The organism is Mucilaginibacter sp. OAE612 (genome assembly GCF_041806395.1).
Lineage (GTDB): Bacteria > Bacteroidota > Bacteroidia > Sphingobacteriales > Sphingobacteriaceae > Mucilaginibacter > Mucilaginibacter rubeus.
In genome coordinates this window covers 6,686,472-6,706,988 of sequence record NZ_JBGMUW010000001.1, presented here as the reverse complement: position 1 = coordinate 6,706,988, position 20,517 = coordinate 6,686,472, and the positions used below count along the sequence as shown (strand labels likewise).

The following is a 20,517-nucleotide window of genomic DNA, read 5'->3' as shown; positions in this document are numbered from 1 at the left end:
GTATTTTTAATTTGCAACTAAATTTTTAGTTATTAATTTATTAAACTTTTAATTACCATCTTCGTTAAGTTGATCACATCTAATTATACATGAACATAACCTTCCATGGTGCTGCCCGTAACGTAACCGGCAGCAAACATTTACTCCGCTTAAACGACGGTACCAGCATATTATTAGACTGCGGCATGTTCCAGGGACTGGGCGAGCAAACCGAAGAAATGAACGAACATTTTGGCTTTAATCCCAAAGGTGTAACGCACATGATCCTTTCGCACGCGCATATTGACCATTGCGGTTTAATTCCGCGGCTCGTTGCCGAAGGATTTGAGGGAAACATTTATTGCACCCCGGCCACAATGGACCTTACACGCATCCTGCTGCTCGATTCGGCAAAGATCCAGGTACAGGACACCGAGTACAGTAACAAACACCGTATGCGCAAAGGCTTGCCGCTGCTTAATCCTTTGTACACCGAAGAAGATGTGATGGAGGCCCTTCGCCTGTTCAAAATTGTTGAATATGGCGAAGAGTTTGAAATTACCCCATCCATAAAATTTAATTTTACGGATGCCGGGCATATTCTGGGCAGCGCGGCAGTGCATATTACCGTTACAGAAAACGGCAGGGATACCCACATTACTTTTAGCGGCGATGTTGGCCGTTATGACGATCTGCTGTTGAAAAACCCGCAAACATTTGAGCAGGCTGATTATATTTTACTGGAATCAACCTATGGCGATTCGCTGCATAAAGAACTGGGGCCTATTGAAGAGTCACTACTGGAGATCATTAAACAAACCTGCGAAGTAAAAAATGGCAAGGTGATTATCCCGGCATTCAGCGTTGGCCGTACGCAGGAATTACTGTACGCCTTAAACGGCCTGGAACTGAAAGGCATCCTGCCGGATGTTCCTTATTATGTAGATAGCCCGCTATCGGAAAAAGCAACCGAAGTATTGATGAACCACACCGAGGTTTATAATAAAAACGTGCAGGAAGTTTTAAAAACCGATGCCAATCCTTTTGGATTTAAGGGTTTGCGCTTTATTGAAAGTGTAGAGGAATCAAAGGCGTTGAATAACGATCCGCGCCCCTGCGTCATCATCTCTTCATCAGGCATGGCCGAGGCCGGACGGGTAAAGCACCACATTAAAAACAATATCAATAATCAAAAGAATACCATTTTAATGGTTGGTTACGCAGAACCAAATTCATTGGGCGGCAGGTTATTGAGAGGTGATCATGAGGTACATATTTTTGGCGAAATTTATGAGGTAAAAGCCGAAGTCCGCTCAATCAAATCCATGAGCGCCCACGGCGATTATGACGACCTCCTCCATTTCCTGGCCTGCCAGGATCCAGCACTGGTAAAAACCGTATTTCTGGTTCACGGCGAGTACGAAGTGCAGCAGCATTTTGCCGGGAAAATAAAAGCGCACGGTTTCCATCATGTTGAGATCCCGTATCAGCACCAGAAAATTAATTTGGAGTAAATCATTACTAACAAGTGCTTTATCTTAACCGTCATCCTGAACTTGTTTCAGGACCCCACAGGACAGGTCGTCCACACGCATGGCTTACACCTTGCATGTGAGGTGCCGAAATAAATTCGGCATGACGCGTAGTAGGTTTTTACTACTTTCCCACCTGCTTTATCACCGCGATAATATCCTCTTCGCCAAAAGCAGCTTCGGCGGCCTGATAGGTTTGATAAGCAGTTTCGCCAAGCGGGGTAGCTAAACCGAGGTCTTTAGCCAGGCGCAGATCTTTGGCGATATGTTTTAATGCAAAAGCTGCGCTATAATTATTATTAACAATGGCATCGCCTTTTATTTTGATGAACGGGCTGCCCAGGGCACTGTTACCGATCAGCGTAGTTAGTGCTTCGGCTTCAATGCCATTTTGTTGTGCCAGCGTTATTGTTTCGGCAAGGCCTTGTGCAACAATGCCAAGCAAAGTATTAATGGCCAGCTTAGCCGCGTTACCTGCGCCGGTACCACCAACCAGCATAACCAGTTTACCCATTTTTTCGAGGATAGGTTTAGCCTGCTCAAATGCACCGGCCTCGCCTCCCGCCATGATAACCAGCATGGCATCCTCCGCCTGTTTGACACTGCCTGATACCGGGGCGTCCAGGTAATAATTACCTTGATCCTTGCATGCCGCTGCCATTTCTTTACTGATAGCAGGCGAAACTGTGCTCATGTTAATGATTATTTTGCCGCTTACTTTTGCGGCAAGTAAACCTTCATCACCATGAAAAATATCATTAATGGCCTTATCGTCTGATACCATGATAAAAACAACATCAGTAGCATTCAACAATAAGGCAGGCGAAGCAGCTATACCAATGCCCTGTGCCCTAAACGCCTCTTCCTTATCCTTGCTTCGGTTATAAACACTGAGCGGATATCCGGCTTTAATCAATTGCTGCGACATTGGAACGCCCATTTTACCTAATCCTATCCATCCTGTTTTAACTGTATTCATAGTAGCTATTTCGTTTTTGTTTTATATAGATTTTATTGATGTCAATTTCTCTCTTCTAAGTCATCTAAACAGACGACAAAAAACCTAATTACCGAATATTTTTGCGGATGCGGCTCAATGATTGAGGCGTTACGCCAAGGTACGACGCGATATCGGTAAGTGACACTCTCCTGGCAACCTCGGGCTGTCGTTCCAAAAACAACCGGTACCTTTCCGACGAATCGTAACCAAGATAGGTGTTGCGCGTTTTTATCTTCTCCATAAGCGTATGCTGCGAAATCTGATCGATCATTCCTTTTAGATAAGGCAGCTTTTCATATAAAGCCAGCAGGTTGTTTTTGCTAATAACCAATAGTTCTGTATCGCAGGCGGCCTGAATACTTTCATTAGCGATCACGTTGTTATTAAAGCTATACAGAATGGTGCAAAACTGATTGTCCTTTAAAAAGAAATAAGTAACCTCATTCCCCTTGTCATTTCGCGCCATAATACGCAGTATGCCGTTGGTAATAAAAAAGAGCTGTCTTGCTACATGCCCCAGCTGCAACAGCGTATCTCCTTCTTTAAATTTCATTGGCTCAAAGGCTTTTAGTATGAGCTCCTGATCATCAACCGGGATAGGTTTTAACTGCTGTAACCTGGCTATAAGTTGCTGTTGCATGATACAAAGATCAGGTAAAATTGAAGTAAAAGCATCAATAAAAAAGTCCTTGCGGAACGAAGCAACACCCCCCTCCAAATCTCCCCGGGGGAAACTTTATTTATCTCATTTTAAGGCCCTCCCTTCCGGGGAGGGTTTGGGTAGGGCTAACCCGCCTGCCCTATTTCCAATTTACTGATCTTATTGCCGGCACCAATCGTAAACTTAAAATAGGTTTTGAAATCGCCCCACTGGTCGCTGTGAAATTTGCCGTATAGGTGCAGCCCGCCTTACTCCACCTTATCGATACTGGTAAAACGTTCATGGCCTAAAGCTTTTTCAAAAAAACCTTTAAAGTCCATTTTATTACCATCATCAAAAAGCTGGGCATCATTGGTGAACAAGCTAAACCAAGCCTGCTTATCTCCGCTTTGCAGGGCATCAATGGCTTGTTTTACTACCGGGTTACGTAACTTTTCGGTGTTCATGGTATTGACGTTTTGGATAGTTGAAATGTTTGCTTTTACAGATTGAGCGTTTACAGCAGAAGTAATTAGTGTGCCGTATATGATATAATGATTAAGCGTTTTCATGACATGGTAGATGTATAATCAAATAATGCTACTTTTTTTAATTTTAAATACAGGTAGCAGCTTATAGCTATGACTATAAGCTGCTACCCTATGTTACTAAACTGACCATTAATTTGTTGCGCCGCCATTTACCAACAGGTGTTGTCCGTTCACAAATGATGAAAGATCGCTGGCGAAAAACTCGGCCACATTGGCCACATCTTCAACTTCGGCCAGGCGGCCCATCGGACAACTGTCAAGCAATTGTTTTCTTAATGCGGGGTAACTATCAGCTTCGGCAAAGATACCTGAATGATCAACAGCAAACGGTATGATAGAGTTAACTGTTACACCACGGTGACCAATCTCTTTCGAAAGAATATCAACCAAATACCTTGGCGTAGTTTTACTGCCGCCATACACTGCCATTCCGGGTACAGGGAATGAGGTTGTGCTTGAGGCTATGTATATAATGCGACCGTTATTCTCAACATTTTTGGCAGCCTGCTGCATAGTAAAGTAAGTGCCTTTTGTATTAATGCCAAACACACGGTCGAACTGTTCTTCGGTAAAATCAGTTACCGGGGTTTCCACCAGTTCGATACCGGCGTTAGCTACTACGATATCTATTTTACCAAACGCTTCTTTAGCTTCTTTAAAAAGCCTTTCAATATCAGCTACCTTACTTACATCAGCCTGCACAGCAATTACGTTCGCCCCCATCGCTTTGATGTTGCTGACCACTTCATCGGCCGATACTTTATCGCGCGAATAGTTGATCACGATATCGGCGCCTAACGCTGCATAACGTTCTGCAATTGCTTTACCTAAACCACGGGCCGAGCCGGTTATTACTGCTACTTTATTATTTAATGAGTTCATGATTGTTTTTTTGATTACACCGATGAAGTTTGATTTCACCGATTGCGTTAATGATTCTATGATTATTATTCCTGTCTCTCGCTGTCTTGCTTCTTGACTCTTGCCGTCTTGCTTCTATCATTCCCCCTTCAGGGGGTTAGGGGGCTTACGCCATTGCGCCATTAGCACCGATATTTTGTGCTGAAATCCATTTAGCATCGTCGCTTGCCAGGAAGGTTACTATTTTGGCAATATCTTCAGGCTCACCGATGCGGTTAAAAGCTGATAATGACGCCAGGCGGTCGATCAGCTCCTGTGGCTTGCCTTTGGTAAACAGTTCGGTATTTGTTGGACCGGGAGATACTGTGTTTACATTAATGCCCCTTGCGCCCACTTCTTTGGCAAATACGCGGGTTAATTGCTCCACCGCACCTTTGGTGGCTACATAGGTAGCATAAGTTGGCATCATAACGCGGGTAGTGGTTGATGAAAAATTGATGATACTGCCGCCATTGGCCAGTTTAGTTGCGGCTTCGCGCATGGTATTAAATGTTCCGCGAACGTTGATATCAAACTGGCGGGTAAAATCCTCGTCGGTAGTGTCTTTTATTAATTTGGTAATCATGATGCCGGCGTTGTTTACCAGTACATCAATTTTGCCGTAATGAGCTATCGCTGCGTCAAACATAGCTGCTACTTCATCGGCTTTGCTTACGTCGGCTTGCAGCGCAATGGCGTCGCCGCCTTGTTGTTTGATGGAGTTTACGGTTTGGTCGGCTGCTTCTTTACCGCCTGCGTAGTTGATAATTACTTTAGCGCCTTCGGCTGCTAATTTGTGGGCTACTGCTGCACCGATGCCTCTTGAGGCACCGGTTACTAATACTACTTTTGATGCTAATGTGTTCATGGTTTCCTTTGTTGTTTATGTTTTGTTGTCGTTGATTGACAATACAAAGGTGGCAAGGGCGAGGCCCCTGAATGATACACATATCAAAGCATTACATACGAATATCTAAGATTGAGGATTGGGCAGATTAATCATGAATGTAGAGACGCATAATTGCGTCTACCCATGATAAGATAAAAAATGTGGTTTTTCGCAGCAGATCAGCTTCGGGTGAAAACGAGCAGAACGATGCTGGGCGGTGCGGCTGCAGGGGCATAGCAAGTTTTTGCAGAAGCGGAGGCATTGCGTGCGAATCGGGGCAAAATAATTGCAGCCCGTAGTTCTGTTCGTTTTGCAGGGTGAAGGCCGCGCCGATGGCTATGGGCCAGGTTGTGCGCAAAGAAGCCTCTCTGCTGCAAGCCTTTTTGGTTACTTTTGTGGCGACAAAAGTAACTGGCCCTGCGTGGCCAAGAGCGCAACGATGTAAGTCAAATACTAATGAAGCCCGTTACCAGCCTGTCGGGGATTGCTTCATTCCTTACAGCAATGACGTGACGCAGATGTCATTTCACCTTCAGAGGCTCGCGGATTTTATACTCAGCAGGACTGAGGCCTTTACATTAAATTGCATATGGAAGATGCAATTATGCTTCTCTACAAAAACAACCTGTTCTGATGAGATTATAAAAACAGGAATTCCCGGTGATATTAGCTATATCCCCGCATGCTCCTTCCTGAACAACACCGGCGACATATCCGTATGCTTTTTAAAATAATTGCTGAAATGGGTAGCTTCAGAAAAACCCAGGCGATATGCAATTTCTTTAATGGAGAGTTTCGAGTTCTGCAACAGGGCCTTGGCCTCAGCTATAGTTTTTTCGGCAATCCAGGTGCTGATGGTTTTGCCCGTTTTTATTTTGATAACGTTACTCAGGTAGTTGGGATGAAGGCTTTGCGCGTCGGCGTAGTCCTGCACCCGGAAAGCCTGTTCAGCTGTACCATTGCTCAGGTCGCGGTAATGTTTTTCAAGCAGGCGTTTAAAGTTTTTTACAATTTCCGAGCTCCGGTTGCCTTCATATATCGGGTTATAATCTTTCCAGAAATATTCTTTGAATTTTAACAGCACCACCACAAACAGGTTACCGATGATCCGGTAACGATATGGGCTATCTGAATTATACTCTTTCAGAATTTGATGGTATAAAATATCAAACTCTTCAAAAACTTCGGGCGTAAGCACGCGGGCCGGAAATGTTTCGGCCAGCAGAAAAGGAAACTCATCAAAAATATTGGCGTGTACGTTTTCCTTCAAAAACGATTCGCTCAGCGTAAACAGGTATACATCGCCAATACGCTCCCAGTTAAACGAACGGAAATGGCCCGGATTGGTAAAGTAAATAGCTCGCGGCTGCAGCTTATGATTTTGCTCATCAATGGTATAATCACCACTCCCATCTTTAATGAAGGCAAAAACAAAAAAGTTAAGCCTGCTCAAGGGCGATTTAAACGGCATCGGCTGATTAATATCTTTCAGGTTAAAAACCGTAAAATCGGTATGTTTTATCAGCTCAAGTGGTAAGCCCAGGTGCTTGTATTGATCATAAAGGGTATTAAAGATCTGTTTTTCACTATCCTGGTGCATGGGTGAGATGTTTACTCCAAAGCTATGAGGGATACGGGAGATTTGCAAGACGCAGGCGAATCAATAAAAAAACGGCGCATCAGTTACGATACGCCGTTTTCTATTGTACATCTAATACATTTTTAATCAAAACTTACGCTGCCGTAACTGGTACTGATGGTAATGGTTTTATCACTACCACCTTTACCTAAATGACCTTTGTAGGTTTTTGTCGGACTATAGCCACGTTCACCGTCGGCAGGGGTTTTACTGGTGATGTTAACATCATGGCCGCTATAGTTAAAGCTACCGTAGTGAACAGTGATATCAAAATCAGCATTCTGGCCGTCGCTCACTCCCAGTTTTACACTTGAATATGATGAATTAACCGAAAGATTTTTCACATTTTTATCAACCTCTTCAATCTTTAACGCCCCACTGAATTTAACGTTGATATTACCCGAAGTAGTAATACGGCCAATTTTGGCCGAGCCGTAGCTTACATCAGCATTGAGTTTATCACAATCACCAAGATTAAGGCTGCCATAGGCTACATCCAAATCGCTGCCGGTAAGGTTGCCGATAGTTGCACTGCCATATTTAACCCTGATCTGGCAAGCTGGGTTGCTTAAGGATTTGGCGCTAAGGCTGCCATATGAGTTATTGATATTGAGTTTACCGCTCAGGTCGGGCAACTCGGTACTGCCATATTTGTTGTTAATGGTAAGCGGATTTTTGGCGGGCATGTAAACGGTATAATTGATCTCCATTTTACGCACAGAGTTTTTCTTACCAAACAGGTTGCTCCAGCTGCCGTTATCATCATCGTTTTGATTGATGTAAGTTTTGAACGATACCCCCGAACCATCTTTGCTATCCCTGATAGTTACGTTATCAAGCAGTTTTTGTGCTTTATCTTCATCATTGGCCCCAACCTTAATCTGTACATCAACCTTAACCTCACTTTTAGCCCAGGTAATTACCGTGATCTTGCCAAATTTGTTATCAATGTTAATCACATCGTTGCCATCAATATTATAGCTTTTGCTGTAGCTTTTGGTTTTCTCAACTATGTCCCCGTTTTGCAACCGTTTTTCATAACTCTCATCACCATCATAACTATAGCTAAAGTTTTGGTCGAAGTTTTTAAAGCCGAAGTTTATATTAGGACTAAGCATCTCAAATTTATCGGCAAACTTCAAGCTGTCAAATCCTTTAAACTTCATTTTAAATTTTAGCGTGTCGAGCTTTTTAAGTTTAAGGCTATCCTTAAACTTAAAAGCAAGCTGTTTGTTCAGCTTCAGCATATTTTGCATTCTAAAATGCAATTGCTTTTGCTGCTGCACGCGCAGGTTGCTCATTTCCTTTTGCAGTTCGCGCATTTTGGCGTTCAGCTCCTTCATTTTTTGCTGATATTCCTTGCTGTCGGTTACCGAAGTCCAGCCATCCCCGTTCAATTCAGCGGCGGGAGGCGGTGTAGGAGGCAATTTTGGCATTGCCGGCGCAGGCGGGGCTGCAGGACTTACCTGTGCAAAGTTTGCTGTACTTATGGCTAATAAGCCGATAAGCATAAGCAGGGCCGGACTAAATATTTTTGGTTTCATTATTTTGTTCCTTTTTCATCTGGTTAAACTGTTCAATTACATTTAATTGCTGAGTTAGCACCTCGGTTTGTATTTGCAGGTTCCGGATCATTGCACGTAAAACACGTTCCTGGTTAGGGCTGGTGGCTAAATCACTGTTTAGTTTTTTATAGGTGGAATCCATCTTGGCTATCTCGGCGCTGAACTCCTTGTATAGCTGAGGATCATTTTTAGATGCTGATTTAAGTTCGGTAAGCTTGGTTTCAACAAGCGATGCATAGCGCACCTGCTGTTGTGCGTACTCGGGGTTAATAGCGGCAAGGTCAACGCCTTTTGTGCCTTTTTGGCTTTGTATATATATGCCGAAGCCTATGCCCATTACAATGATCACCGATGCGGCCACTTTTAGCACGAAGCCCAGCGAAAAAGTCTTTGCTTCCCGCTTTTTTGGTTGTTCCTGCTCCTGGTCCAAAAAATTGAGCTGTGCCTCAATTTTACCCCACAAATCTGCCGATGGTTCTATTTCGTTAAATTCCTCGTTATTGTCGTGCATGAAATCTTCAAATCGCTTGCTCATGATACTTGTCCTTTCCTGTTTAAAATTTCAATTAACTTTCTTTTAGCTCTCAAAAACTGGGTTCTTGATGTGTTTTCTGATATATTCAATATTTGACCTATTTCTTCGTGGTCATACCCTTCAAGCAGATATAATGATATCACCACGCGATAGCCATCGGGCAACTGGTTCATGCCTTCTTTTACCCTGGCAACCTGGTACTGCAGGTCTTCATCGTCCCAGCTCTCGTCATCGGCAATATTTTCAAGATGGCCATCTTCCAGCTCAACCAGTTCCAGCTTTCGTTTGCGCAGCAGGTTGATCGACCGGTTCACAACAATCTGCTTAAGCCAGAGGCCAAATGTGGTATCCTGCCTAAAATCCTTCAGCTTGGCAAAGGCATCCACAAAAGCTTCCTGCAGCACATCTTCTGCTTCGGCAATATCGCCCACTATCCGAAAGGCCACGTTCAGCATAGCTTTCGAATACAATCGGTAAAGCTCATAACAGGCTTTTTTGCTCCCCTGTTTGCACTCAATTACCAGGTTGTAATGTTTATCAATATATATTGCTTCCAAATTCGTGACCGGCTTCAGGTTAATAGACGCAAGGCATTTTGCAACGTTGCACGTATGTGAAAAATATTTTTTTAATAAGGAATAATTTTTTTGACAGTTTTAAGTTGAGATGGGTTTAGATAAGCAGGTCCGCCTGAAAAATGCCTGACAAAATAGTTTGATAAAACAGCATAATCAAGACGTGTCATTGCTTCGTTCCTAATGATGCACTCATAAGTTATTGATTATTAAATATATTTTAAAAATCAACTCTATAATATTGGGCGTTGCCTGCGGCCCGTGCTATGCGCTCATACTGCACAGGCGTTAGTCACAAGGCTGGTATCCGCTCCTATCACTAACGCGGCCACCGCACAACATCGCTAAAATATATTGTACACGTTATCATTTTTTTTTCAGGATTTCACATGGCGGTTCCTCGCAATAAGGCTTTTTTAAACATCATCCGCACATCATCCGGCAATCCCTTAATCTCAAAAATCAAGGTTCAGATATTCATCCACCGCTTTCACCGCATTATCATACCTATCCTGCCCAAGGCCTGATATTACTACATACCGGGCGTTGAGCGCCTGAAGTTCGCGGTGCCAAACGTTCATGAAATATGCGCGCTTGGTTGGGAAATTGCGCAAGGGATCATCCTGCCAGGGCAGATCGATATCCAGCAGTAAATAAAAATCATAAGGATGGTGGGGCAATTCGTCAAGCACCTCCTGTGGGGCGCTGCCAAACATTTCCTCGCTCCAGATCTTTACTGTTAAAAAAGTGGTATCACAAATCAGGATCCCGTTAGCCTGCGGCAGCAGTTTTTTTTCGAGCGCCAGCTGGCCATGAAACATATTCACCTCATCCTGCCAGGTACAATCGCCCTTAAGGTTTGCACAATACTCGCGCGAATACTCGGGTACAGCCAGAGTATTGTAATGCGCCGCCAAATATTCAGACATGGTAGATTTACCTGTTGATTCGGGGCCTACAACTGCTATTTTGAGTATTTTGTTCATGAGGTAAAATTACATTAAATAAAAATCCCCTCATGGGACGGGGCGCGGTGGATGGTGCGGCCGCAGGGGTGTGTTCTTCGCGCGAAGAGAAACACACCCCTCCACCCCTCCACCCCTCTCAAGAGGGGAATCGCACAAGGCCTTCGCGTTTAGCGATGGCTTAGTTATTTTATCGAAACCAGACTACCTCTAATCTCTCCTCTACTCCGTTTTCTTCGGAACCCTTGTTGGTGTATCCTGGCCCGAAACTATAGTGCGCGAGCTTAGGGCTATCGCGCGGATGGTCGAAGTGATATTATTCACATCCAGCGAACTAAATTCATCGCCAACAGTATGGTATAATTTGTCAATATCGATCTGGTCGGTTGAGATGGTGTGGGCCGGTACGCCAACTTCGGCCAGCGACGCGTTATCACTTCTGTAAAACAGGTCCTGGTCCGGGTAAGGGTCCGGGTAAAACTTAAAGGCTGTGCCTTTCAGGTTCTTCTGCAGGATCTTGCCAAAATCAGATCTTTCAAACCCGGTAATAAATGCCGAGTTAGTGCCAAATTTAGATGCCTTACCAATCATTTCGATGTTGAACATGGCAACTACCTTATCTGCATCTATTTGTTTGGCAAAATACTGCGACCCGTATTCGCCAATTTCTTCGGCAGTAAAGGCTACGAAAATAAGCGTACGGGCATTATTGTTGAGCTTTTTATAGTATTTAGCCAGGCTCAATACAGCGGTTGTGCCTGAAGCGTCATCATCCGCGCCATTGGCAATGCTGTCTGTTACGCCGGGTTTATCAGGTTTGATAATCCCTAAGTGGTCATAGTGTCCCGAAAATACCACATATTCATTCGGTTTGGTTTTCCCGGGGAGGATACCGGCAACATTAAACAGTGGCAATTCTTCATTTTTGATATCACAGTTAACATCAAACGATGCTGTGTTATCGAACTTGCCCAATACAAATACCAGGGGCTGCTTTACTGTGCCTTTAAAATTTGTGCTGCCTGTCCCCAGGTACGACTTAACCCGGCTAAACAAGTCTTTAAATTTAGGGTCGATCAGCAAAAGTGTTTTTTTGCCGCTTTGTGAAGCTGCCCGGTACTCGGTCCTGAAATTTTTATCCGCACCAACGGTAACTACCTGTACATCTTTATCGCTTGCCCATTTAAACGAATCCGTACTGCTTGCAAACGCGCTGTCTGCAGCTATAGCCTTACCATTGATGCTTACAGTCAAGCTAACAGGGGTCGACCGTACCATCGTAAAGTTTTGACGGTAACCGGTATTGCCTGCCATAGGTTTAAGACCGGCCTTTTTATATTCGCCTTCAATAAATGTAGCGGCCTTTTCAATGCCCGGCGTAAAAGTGGCTCTGCCCTGCATATCATCGGCAGACAGGGTTTTAATGATGCGGGTCACATCATCTTTACTGATCAGTTTATTTACATCCTGTGCAAAACCATAAGCCGAAACGCTTAACAATGCCGCTGTTATTATCGAGATCTTTTTCATAGTTATTTGACTTTTGATTGCAGCCAGTTGTTACGGAAAGTTTCCTGTTCTTTGCTCAGTTGCTTGCCTGCCTTTTCAAAGGTTACCACTTCAAAGTTGGGGTTTTCCTCAAGTGTGATAGTGGTTTCATGGGCACCGGTCCGGTTTTTATAGTTTACTATGATCTTATCGCCCGGCTTTTTATCGGCGATGGCATCACTAAACCCTTTCTGATCTTTAATATCTTTTCCATCAACTTTCAGGATCACATCACCCGCATCGATGCCTGCTTTGTAAACCGGGGTACCTATAGTCGTGCTCGACAATATTGGCAAGCCTTCGGCATCAGCAGCACGTACCTGCCCGGCGCGGCCACGGCCCGGCGTAACTGCCAGCGGACCAGCCCAGCCTTTGCCCGGTTGTACTTTACGCAATACCAGGCCTGCTTTAGCCAATAGTTCTTCGTAATTGTTTTTGTCGGTTCCGTTGATGTAACGCTTAAAGAAATCGGCCGCAAACTTAGGGTTATTGGTTACTTTACCTAAATCGGTTTGCAGATCAGGGATGGTATACGGTTTCATTACTTTACCGCGTGTAAGCCAAACAGCACGCATGTAGTCATCAAGCGTCATGTTAAAGTCGCTGCGGAGGCGAAGGTCGAGCGCTAATGCAATGGCGCCGCCATAAGTGTAATAACTGGTAAAATCGTTAACGTTGTTGTTAGGATCTATAGATACACCGGCATCGGCAAAAACCGAATAGCGGCTCATTTGGGCGGCCGAATATTTGGCAGCGGCAGGTGTGTTTAAGATCTGGTTTACCAAACCGGCAATGGTTTTGGTATAATCATCAACCGTTACAAAGCCGGCGCGGGCAAGTAATAATTCGCCATAATATTGCGTAAAACCTTCGGCAAACCAAAGCTCGCTGCTCATGTTGGCATGTTCAAAGTTAAAAGGCTCCAATGATTTTGGACGGATGCGTTTTACATTCCAGCTATGGAAGTATTCATGTGCATAAACACCCATGAGGTTATTTTCAAATCCTTCAACCTTGGGTGCCGGGATAGTTATAGAAGTGGAGTTACGATGTTCCATACCGTCGCCTGATACAGCAGGATTTACATCGCTAACAAAAGTGTACTCGCCAAAATCATAAGTGGGCAGTTCGCCAAATACGGCTTTTTCTTCCAACACCAGCTTCTGGATCATCTTGCCGAAGTTATCAATCACACCCTGGCTATCGTCTGAGTGCATGGTCAGGTTTATTTTTTCTTTCTTACCATCGGTATTTACTACTTCCCAACTGCTAACGTTGTAATTGGACAGTTCGGTAGGGCTATCCATCATATATTGCAGATTGGGTGCGCTGTACACATTTGAGCCTTCATGCTTAAGTTGTGAAGCTACTTTCCAGCCGTATTTATCAATGTCGTTAAACTCAAAGGTAAGGGGGCGTTTATCCTGCCCTACCACCCACATAAACGTGGCGGGCATATTCAGGTGGGCATGGCTCGGATCGATAGAAGCATAAGTGCCATCGGTCCAGTTGCCAAAAAGTGTATAGCTCACTTTCACCGCTGCCGGGTGTTCTCCCACTTCGTAAACATCGCCTTCAATTTGGGTTAAAGGCAGCTCCTTACCTTCAACATCGGTAGCTTTAACGTTATAAATATTTTTACCAAACTCATGGGTTGCATAACGACCGGCAGATGAGCGGCTCATCCGTACCCTGAAAGCCCCTGATGGTGCCTGCGGAATGGTCATGCTTATCTCAGCCTCGTGATGGGCCGCGTTTGGAAATGATATGGAATAGTAAATTGCTTTTTGTGGTTCCTGCTGTGCCATAGCACTGCACGCAAGTACCGAGGCGGCGGTAAAGAGTAGTAATTTTTTCATCAACTTAAATTATCTGCGCTGAAATTACTATTAAATCACGAAAAAATAATATCAATATTATTATGCAGAAAATCGTTCTTAAAATAGGTAATGCAATCAGCAGGCGGATAAAATGATTTTTTTTTCGCTCACTTCTACATGTTAATTGTGGCAGGTTTAAAAAGCGTTAGCGTAAAGAACCCCTAAACCCCATTTAAAAAGGCTTAATCCGGTCGCATTCATTTTATTATATGTACATTTAAAGAAATTTGCCGGCTTATGATCCTTTTTTCAAAAAGAAATCTATACTACACCGATTACCAATGGACTACTTACATCCCGAATGATCCACGTGTAAATGGCAGGCCCGATCATACTGCGTTCAATAAAAATGAAGGGAACGAAATGGTATACCTGATCAACAAGTTAATGATGATATGGGATTATCGTTTTGCCAACACCGGCAATAAAATGGAAAAACTGATCCACGATAAGCTACCGGCCGAAATCTCCAGCCAGGAAGATGTGCAGAACTGGCTTAAATTAAACCTGAAATTTTAGGCAAAAAAAGCTAAAAACGGAATGCTTAAAGCTTAAAGTAGGAATAGCAGGAAGCAAGTTAATCGCTTTTCGCTTTGGGCGTTCGGCTTTAAGCTTCCGGCCCTATCCAAACAATAAGCTAAAAACCTCTTCAATACTGCTCACAATCTTAATGTCGATAGCATAGCGTGACAGATCCATCCGCTTTTTATCCTGACCGCTGGCAGGGAGGTTGTATTTAGAGATAAAGATCTGGTTAAAGCCAAGTTTCTGCGCTTCGGCAATGCGCTGCTCAACACGGTTCACCGCCCTAATCTCACCAGAGAGACCGAGCTCCCCAGCAAAGCAGGTTTTGAACGGAATGGGCATATCCTCATGCGATGATATAATGGCCGCCGCCAAACCAAGGTCAATAGCCGGGTCCTCAACCCTGATGCCACCGGTAATATTCAGGAATACATCTTTTGCACCCAACCTGAAACCGCAGCGTTTTTCCAATACAGCCAACAACATGCTCATACGTTTGGTATCGAAGCCTGTAGCTGTACGTTGCGGCATTCCATAAGCCGACGCACTAACCAAGGCCTGGGTTTCAATCAGCATCGGTCGCATACCTTCTAAAGTAGCCGAAATAGTGATGCCGCTCAATGGTGTTTCCCGGTGCGAAAGCAGGATCTCCGACGGATTGGACACTTCCCTCAATCCTTCACCCATCATTTCGTAAATACCCAGCTCTGATGCCGAGCCGAAACGGTTTTTGATGGTACGCAATATGCGGTAAACGTGGTGCCTGTCGCCCTCAAACTGCAGCACGGTATCAACCATGTGCTCCAGTATCTTCGGACCGGCAATCATACCGTCTTTGGTAATATGACCAATTAAAAATACCGGCGTCGAAGTCTCTTTGGCGAAGCGAAGCAATTCGGCGGTACATTCCCTAACCTGCGATACACTGCCGGGAGTTGATTCAATATGTGCCGAATGCAGGGTTTGGATCGAGTCGATCACCACCATATCCGGCTCTAATGATTCTATCTGTTTAAATATGTTTTGGGTGGATGTTTCCACCAAAACATAGCAACCCCCCCCGCCCCCTAAAGGGGGAGCTACCATTCCGCTTAGCCCTGTATAGTTGCCGCTGTTGGCATCCCCTTCAGGGGGCGGGGGGGGCGTGATTAACCTTTCGGCCCGCATTTTTATCTGTCTTTCACTTTCCTCGCCCGATACATACAAAACTTTTTGGTTTGGCATATTGAGCGCAAGCTGCAGCATCAGGGTTGATTTGCCTATGCCCGGCTCTCCACCTATCAATACCAGTGAACCGGGCACTATCCCTCCTCCCAAAACGCGGTTAAACTCTTTATCGGGAGTTGGCATACGGTGCTCTTCGGTATAAGTGATCTCCGTTACGGGCACGGGTTTATTGGCCCGCTGCTGACTGGTTGATGCAGGCTTCCAGGCAGGTACCGCAGCGTTGCCTTTTTCAATCACCTCCTCAACAAAAGTGTTCCATTGCTGGCATGACGGGCATTTACCCAGCCACTTGGGCGATTCAAAGCCACAGCTTTGACAAAAATACGCGATCTTGGATTTGGCCATTATTAATCAGATGTGCAGATTACAGATGTGCAAATATGCAGATTATTTTGATTTTTACTAAATTAATTAGCAAAACACATTGACAAATACTACTCAATTACCTTTACTTCTTATCTGCATAGATCCTGAAATAGCCACACTCCTTCAGCACTTCTTTATAGTAGGCCGTTTTATTATATTTTTCTTTCAGCTCGGCAAAATAATTGTAATACGCGCCGGTAACAGGCTGACTGGCTTTTATATCGGCAAACTTGTCGGCACCTTTAAAGTTTGGGTCATTGTAGATTTCATTCAGCGCGCATTTGCTCAGCATAAATGTACAAAGGGCACGTTGCTCGTCAGTCGCGGCGTTTTTCCGTGCCAGTTCATAATACCTGATAGCTGTACGCATGGAGGTTAGCTTATCATCCATCCTTTCTTCTCCCTCATAATAATAACGACCGGTAGGGCCCGATGCAACTACATCCCCCTCATAAAACAGCCTCGCGTTACCATAATAGGTAATGTTATAATAGGCATTAGCAACAGAAAAAGCATTACGATAAATATTTTTCCCGTTTTTAATATCGGTATCCATTGTATATAACGTTTCTAAAAAGGCTAATGGTGTAAACTTTTTCATCTTCATAGCCGCATGGTCACAATCATGACAATCAACTAACCTGCCGGCAAAAGGGTTGCCGGCAAGCACAAAATCTTCGGGCTTCATTTTTTTAAGCCGGGCAATAGCTTCCGGTAATTTTTGCTGATAAGCCAATGTGATAGCTTGATGGTAATATAAATTGTTAAGGGTTATAGGATAATAACGCAACATCGTTTGTTCAAAAGCAGTTTTATCCGGTTTATTTAACAGATCTATCATGTGTTGCACCCTTGCGCTATCCGCATAAAAATTCTGTGCATTGTTGTTAAAGCATACCTCCTTGATTAGGTTGCCTTGCTTTTTATAAAGCTGCGATATGGCAAGGTTACAAACCGAAATGGCATTATCAAACCGCAGGTCTTTGATCTTAATCTTACTATCGCGCAGGTTGGCAAGCCAGTTAAGAGGCTCCGTTAATTTTGCCTCCGCAGCGGCATCCATTTTTTTAAGGTTTTTGATATATAACATCAGGTCGAGCAACTTGCCCTGTGCTACAATCATTTTGTCACCGGCAGGGAACTGGCTTTTTGCTGTAGCGTAAAACTTACCGGCTGCGGTGTAGTTGCTATCCAAAAAGTTAAGGTACCCTGCCGCGAGGTTCCAATAGTAAGGCTTGGCTGTATTATTTTTAAGGGCGATGCTCTCCACGAGGCGTTTGCCGTTGTCATCGGCCCTTTTTACCGAATCAGCAGGCTTGCCATTCCCTGTTCCGGCTTCTCTGATATTGATGAGACGGCTTAGCAGCAGGTCCAGCTTTTCGGATTTTGGGTTGATGGCCGCGATAGTTTTTATAGCCCTTGCGGCATCATATTGTACCCCCATCATATGCCACAGGGTTATTTTCTCTTCCGGCGTTTTGGCAAGCCTGAGTGTGGCATTCCAATCACTTTCATTTTGCGGGTGGAAGCTCCAGAAGCTCGGGATCTTTAATTTATAAGTGTAATCATAACAAAGGCTGTACAGGTAGTTTGATAGGGCGTAGTTTTTTTGCCTGTAATAATATCCGGCTACATAGCCCATTGTACGGTAGTAAATGAGGTTTTTAGGAAAATGATCTTTGAACTGATTAAACAAGCTAACAGTTATTGCCGACGACGAATTATCCAGGAAGTAATAATAACGAACGGCTTGAAACCATAAACGCTCCTTGATAAAAGGATCTGTTTCGGCATCGAAGGCACTAATCAGCGTTGAAGCCAGCTTTACCGGCGAATGATTGGGCTTTACCTTATCCCACGAATAATATTGATCGTTTACCGAATAAACCTCACTTATTTTGGCCAGCTTAAGGTAGCTATAAAAAGCTTTGAGCATTTTTGCCGATACAGTACCGGTGCTCATAACCGGGTATTTAGCGGGCAATACTTTGAGCGCGCCTGCTGATTTACGGGAAATGGAATCAACAGCGCCGGCACTGGCTTTAATAAGCAGGTACTGCAGTGAGGCTTTGCTGAATTGACGGTTAAAATGATCGTACCATTCGTCAACAATAATATCGTTATACCAGCTGTTGCTCCCATCGGCATAGCCTAAGCCATAGTAAACCTCGTTACCCGTGTAAAAGAAGGGGGAGTATTGCTTGTTGACAAAATATTCGGGAGTGAAAACTGAATATTCTTCCTCGTACGAGTCGGCACAGGCCCAGATCACTCCGGCTATGGCCAGCGTGCATAGGCTAAAAACGAGCAGAAATTTGCGTAAGGGTTTCCTGGTTAAATTTTGAAAGGTCGATGTTGGCCAGTTCATAGTAGATGATGGTTGTATTTTTTTGTTTAGGTAGATGTTCCGTTATTTGCCCTGCGGCGGTAGTTAAAGTATTCTCGTCCGTTTCTTCAAGTTTAAAAATATCATTTTGTTTGATATAAATTCCATCCAGAAAAAAGCTTGTTTTGGCCCTGTAATTTGCCTGCCCTTCAATTGGTTCAAAATGAGCCTGATCGGAAAGTTGCCTTCGCCCTATTTTTCCATATACCTGGATCACCCGGCCCTCCCTGATATGAATAGCCCAGGAAAATAAAGGCAAGGCGATATCCAGCTTCAGGGGATAGCTGCCCAAGTAAACGATATACTTACCGGCATCATCTTCATTGTAAATTGAATTAGGCTGCTGCAGATCGGCGTTGAGCTTGCCCATGTTGTAAAACATCAGCACGCCTGCATCAACGGGTGGTATACCTGTACGCTCTTTAAATTTAACCTGGTGCAGCCTGATGGTAGCCTCCAGCCGTTTTTGGTTAAGCTTTTTAAATGCTTTAAGGAAGCTGAAGTATTTGTCCCGGGTACTTAATGACCAGTCGCAGTCGACCTGTACTTTGGTATAGCTGATCTTCTTTTCTGCGGACAGCTCATTTATTAGTTTATTGCAATGGCCGGCAAGGGCAGCAACAGCGGTATCGGCAGTGTTTTCAAAGGTTTTGTTGGTGATGTAGATAACCGGGGTAATATTTAAGCCCGCCGGGAGCTCATTGAGTTGCACAACGGCATTCGGGTATGAACGTTGTTCCTGATCATTCCAGCTTACATCAAAAAAACGGATATAGACATTATTGCCGGTTTGTTTTAATAAGCCGGCTTGTTGTTCGTTGAGCTTGAAGCCGGTTTTCCAGTAATAGAATGCAGTTGAGGCATTGCCGGGTTTTTTACAGGAGGTTAATGTAGATAGCAAAACTATAACTGTAAGCCAACCAAGAGATTTAAACATATTGAAACAGCAGACTATTTTATCGGAGTAAAGTACGGGATTTTTCGATAGATTGCTGAGGTGATACATGACTTATACTTTGCATGCGAACCACACAGCGCGGCCTTGCTACAGCGGAAAGCATAGGTTTAAGATAACGATCTACGATATGAAAAACATTCTTTTTATAAATGAACCTGATCTATACTTTGATAAAGATGAATTCATAGCCTGCCTTCCTGAAATTGACGGAGAAGATGAACTGTTAAAAGAGCTGAGTGCGGTGCTTAAATTTCCCGGTTATTTTGGACATAACTGGAATGCCGTTTACGATTGCCTGTGTGATTTTCATTGGATAGAAAAGAAAGGAGTTGTACTGGTGCATAATGTTATGCCCATGCTTACCGAAGAAAAACTAAAAGCATATATAGAGGTACTTCATGATGCAACTAAAAGCTGGGGCATTGATGAAGCACATTATTTTAAAGTGATTTTTCCTGTAAAATCAATGCCATTTTTAGAGTATATTTTAATGAATCTCAAATAAAAGCCCAGAACTTGTTTTGTACTGGTCGAAGTACGCTGTCGCTTAACTTCGACCAGTACAAGACCATTAATACCTTACTTATTCAATTTCTTTTCAACCGCACTACGTTGGTTGGAGCCTGCTGATTTTTTTGCCGCTTCCACCTTTTTTGCGGTTGTTCCTTCTTTGCGCGCTTCATAGTTCAATTCGTGTGGCTGCTCTGATACAGAGTTCCTTTCCACTTTTACGCCTCTTTTTGACATTGCTTTTTTTATTAGATGTAACTGATTAACAACGGCGTACTTTAATGGTTTTAACCACCGGGTAAATAATTGTCTTTTTAAATTAATTACAACTAAATGAAATTTAGCTT

General features: G+C 43.8%; 20 protein-coding genes. 3 read left to right on the top strand and 17 right to left on the bottom strand.

Going from position 1 to position 20,517, the window contains the following annotated elements; genetic code table 11:
- Positions 1 to 89 precede the first annotated feature (89 nt).
- Positions 90 to 1,493, top strand: a complete 1,404-nt coding sequence (locus ABID99_RS28220; RefSeq protein WP_373615826.1) for an MBL fold metallo-hydrolase RNA specificity domain-containing protein — start codon at positions 90 to 92, stop codon at positions 1,491 to 1,493.
- Between the two features lie 142 nt (positions 1,494 to 1,635).
- On the opposite strand, the gene ABID99_RS28215 is transcribed toward ABID99_RS28220, so the two are convergent.
- The 13 genes from ABID99_RS28215 to ABID99_RS28155 form a co-directional block, all read right to left on the bottom strand.
- Positions 1,636 to 2,490, bottom strand: a complete 855-nt coding sequence (locus ABID99_RS28215; protein WP_373615825.1) for an NAD(P)-dependent oxidoreductase — start codon at positions 2,488 to 2,490, stop codon at positions 1,636 to 1,638.
- An 88-nt stretch (positions 2,491 to 2,578) separates the two neighbouring features.
- Positions 2,579 to 3,151, bottom strand: a complete 573-nt coding sequence (locus tag ABID99_RS28210) for a Crp/Fnr family transcriptional regulator (protein ID WP_373615824.1) — start codon at positions 3,149 to 3,151, stop codon at positions 2,579 to 2,581.
- A 269-nt stretch (positions 3,152 to 3,420) separates the two neighbouring features.
- Complete coding sequence (locus ABID99_RS28205; RefSeq protein WP_373615823.1) at positions 3,421 to 3,723, bottom strand: hypothetical protein; 303 nt, start codon at positions 3,721 to 3,723, stop codon at positions 3,421 to 3,423.
- A gap of 108 nt (positions 3,724 to 3,831) precedes the next feature.
- Positions 3,832 to 4,584: an SDR family oxidoreductase gene (locus tag ABID99_RS28200; protein ID WP_373615822.1), complete on the bottom strand. Its 753-nt coding sequence runs from the start codon at positions 4,582 to 4,584 to the stop codon at positions 3,832 to 3,834.
- A 145-nt stretch (positions 4,585 to 4,729) separates the two neighbouring features.
- A complete protein-coding gene (locus ABID99_RS28195; protein ID WP_176628792.1) occupies positions 4,730 to 5,470 on the bottom strand; it encodes an SDR family oxidoreductase in 741 nt (246 codons plus the stop codon).
- Positions 5,471 to 5,597: 127 nt separating this feature from the next.
- Positions 5,598 to 5,849, bottom strand: coding sequence for a hypothetical protein (locus tag ABID99_RS28190; protein WP_373615821.1), 252 nt, complete (start codon positions 5,847 to 5,849; stop codon positions 5,598 to 5,600).
- Between the two features lie 312 nt (positions 5,850 to 6,161).
- Complete coding sequence (locus ABID99_RS28185; protein ID WP_373615820.1) at positions 6,162 to 7,091, bottom strand: helix-turn-helix domain-containing protein; 930 nt, start codon at positions 7,089 to 7,091, stop codon at positions 6,162 to 6,164.
- Positions 7,092 to 7,213: 122 nt separating this feature from the next.
- Positions 7,214 to 8,674: a hypothetical protein gene (locus ABID99_RS28180; RefSeq protein ID WP_188834688.1), complete on the bottom strand. Its 1,461-nt coding sequence runs from the start codon at positions 8,672 to 8,674 to the stop codon at positions 7,214 to 7,216.
- Positions 8,655 to 9,230: a hypothetical protein gene (locus tag ABID99_RS28175; protein ID WP_373615819.1), complete on the bottom strand. Its 576-nt coding sequence runs from the start codon at positions 9,228 to 9,230 to the stop codon at positions 8,655 to 8,657. The genes ABID99_RS28180 and ABID99_RS28175 overlap by 20 nt, the downstream gene beginning before the upstream one ends.
- A complete protein-coding gene (locus ABID99_RS28170) occupies positions 9,227 to 9,787 on the bottom strand; it encodes an RNA polymerase sigma factor (protein ID WP_091175659.1) in 561 nt (186 codons plus the stop codon). Before ABID99_RS28170 ends, ABID99_RS28175 begins: the two co-directional genes overlap by 4 nt.
- 473 nt (positions 9,788 to 10,260) lie before the next feature.
- A complete protein-coding gene (locus ABID99_RS28165; protein ID WP_373615818.1) occupies positions 10,261 to 10,791 on the bottom strand; it encodes an AAA family ATPase in 531 nt (176 codons plus the stop codon).
- A gap of 201 nt (positions 10,792 to 10,992) precedes the next feature.
- Positions 10,993 to 12,300: a M20/M25/M40 family metallo-hydrolase gene (locus tag ABID99_RS28160; RefSeq protein WP_176628787.1), complete on the bottom strand. Its 1,308-nt coding sequence runs from the start codon at positions 12,298 to 12,300 to the stop codon at positions 10,993 to 10,995.
- 2 nt (positions 12,301 to 12,302) lie between these two features.
- Positions 12,303 to 14,177, bottom strand: coding sequence for a M61 family metallopeptidase (locus tag ABID99_RS28155; protein WP_373615817.1), 1,875 nt, complete (start codon positions 14,175 to 14,177; stop codon positions 12,303 to 12,305).
- A gap of 258 nt (positions 14,178 to 14,435) precedes the next feature.
- Here ABID99_RS28155 and ABID99_RS28150 point away from each other — a divergent pair, with 258 nt between their 5' ends.
- Positions 14,436 to 14,717: a hypothetical protein gene (locus ABID99_RS28150; protein WP_090534662.1), complete on the top strand. Its 282-nt coding sequence runs from the start codon at positions 14,436 to 14,438 to the stop codon at positions 14,715 to 14,717.
- 102 nt (positions 14,718 to 14,819) lie between these two features.
- On the opposite strand, the gene radA is transcribed toward ABID99_RS28150, so the two are convergent.
- The 3 genes from radA to ABID99_RS28135 form a co-directional block, all read right to left on the bottom strand.
- Positions 14,820 to 16,295, bottom strand: coding sequence for a DNA repair protein RadA (radA, locus tag ABID99_RS28145; protein ID WP_373615816.1), 1,476 nt, complete (start codon positions 16,293 to 16,295; stop codon positions 14,820 to 14,822).
- 103 nt (positions 16,296 to 16,398) lie between these two features.
- On the bottom strand, positions 16,399 to 18,684 hold the full coding sequence (locus ABID99_RS28140; protein ID WP_373615815.1) for a hypothetical protein: 2,286 nt from the start codon (positions 18,682 to 18,684) through the stop codon (positions 16,399 to 16,401).
- The gene (locus tag ABID99_RS28135; RefSeq protein WP_373615814.1) at positions 18,614 to 19,639 is read right to left on the bottom strand and encodes a hypothetical protein; all 1,026 of its coding nucleotides are present in this window, start codon (positions 19,637 to 19,639) and stop codon (positions 18,614 to 18,616) included. Before ABID99_RS28135 ends, ABID99_RS28140 begins: the two co-directional genes overlap by 71 nt.
- A 148-nt stretch (positions 19,640 to 19,787) precedes the next feature.
- On the opposite strand from ABID99_RS28135, the gene ABID99_RS28130 reads away from it, so the two are divergent.
- Entirely contained in the window at positions 19,788 to 20,165 is a 378-nt protein-coding gene (locus ABID99_RS28130; protein WP_354486957.1) for a barstar family protein, read from the top strand.
- 74 nt (positions 20,166 to 20,239) lie between these two features.
- Here ABID99_RS28130 and ABID99_RS28125 read toward each other — a convergent pair whose 3' ends face one another.
- Positions 20,240 to 20,407 (bottom strand): DUF3606 domain-containing protein, encoded by a 168-nt coding sequence (locus ABID99_RS28125; protein WP_176628781.1) that lies wholly within the window; start codon positions 20,405 to 20,407, stop codon positions 20,240 to 20,242.
- Positions 20,408 to 20,517 lie beyond the last annotated feature (110 nt).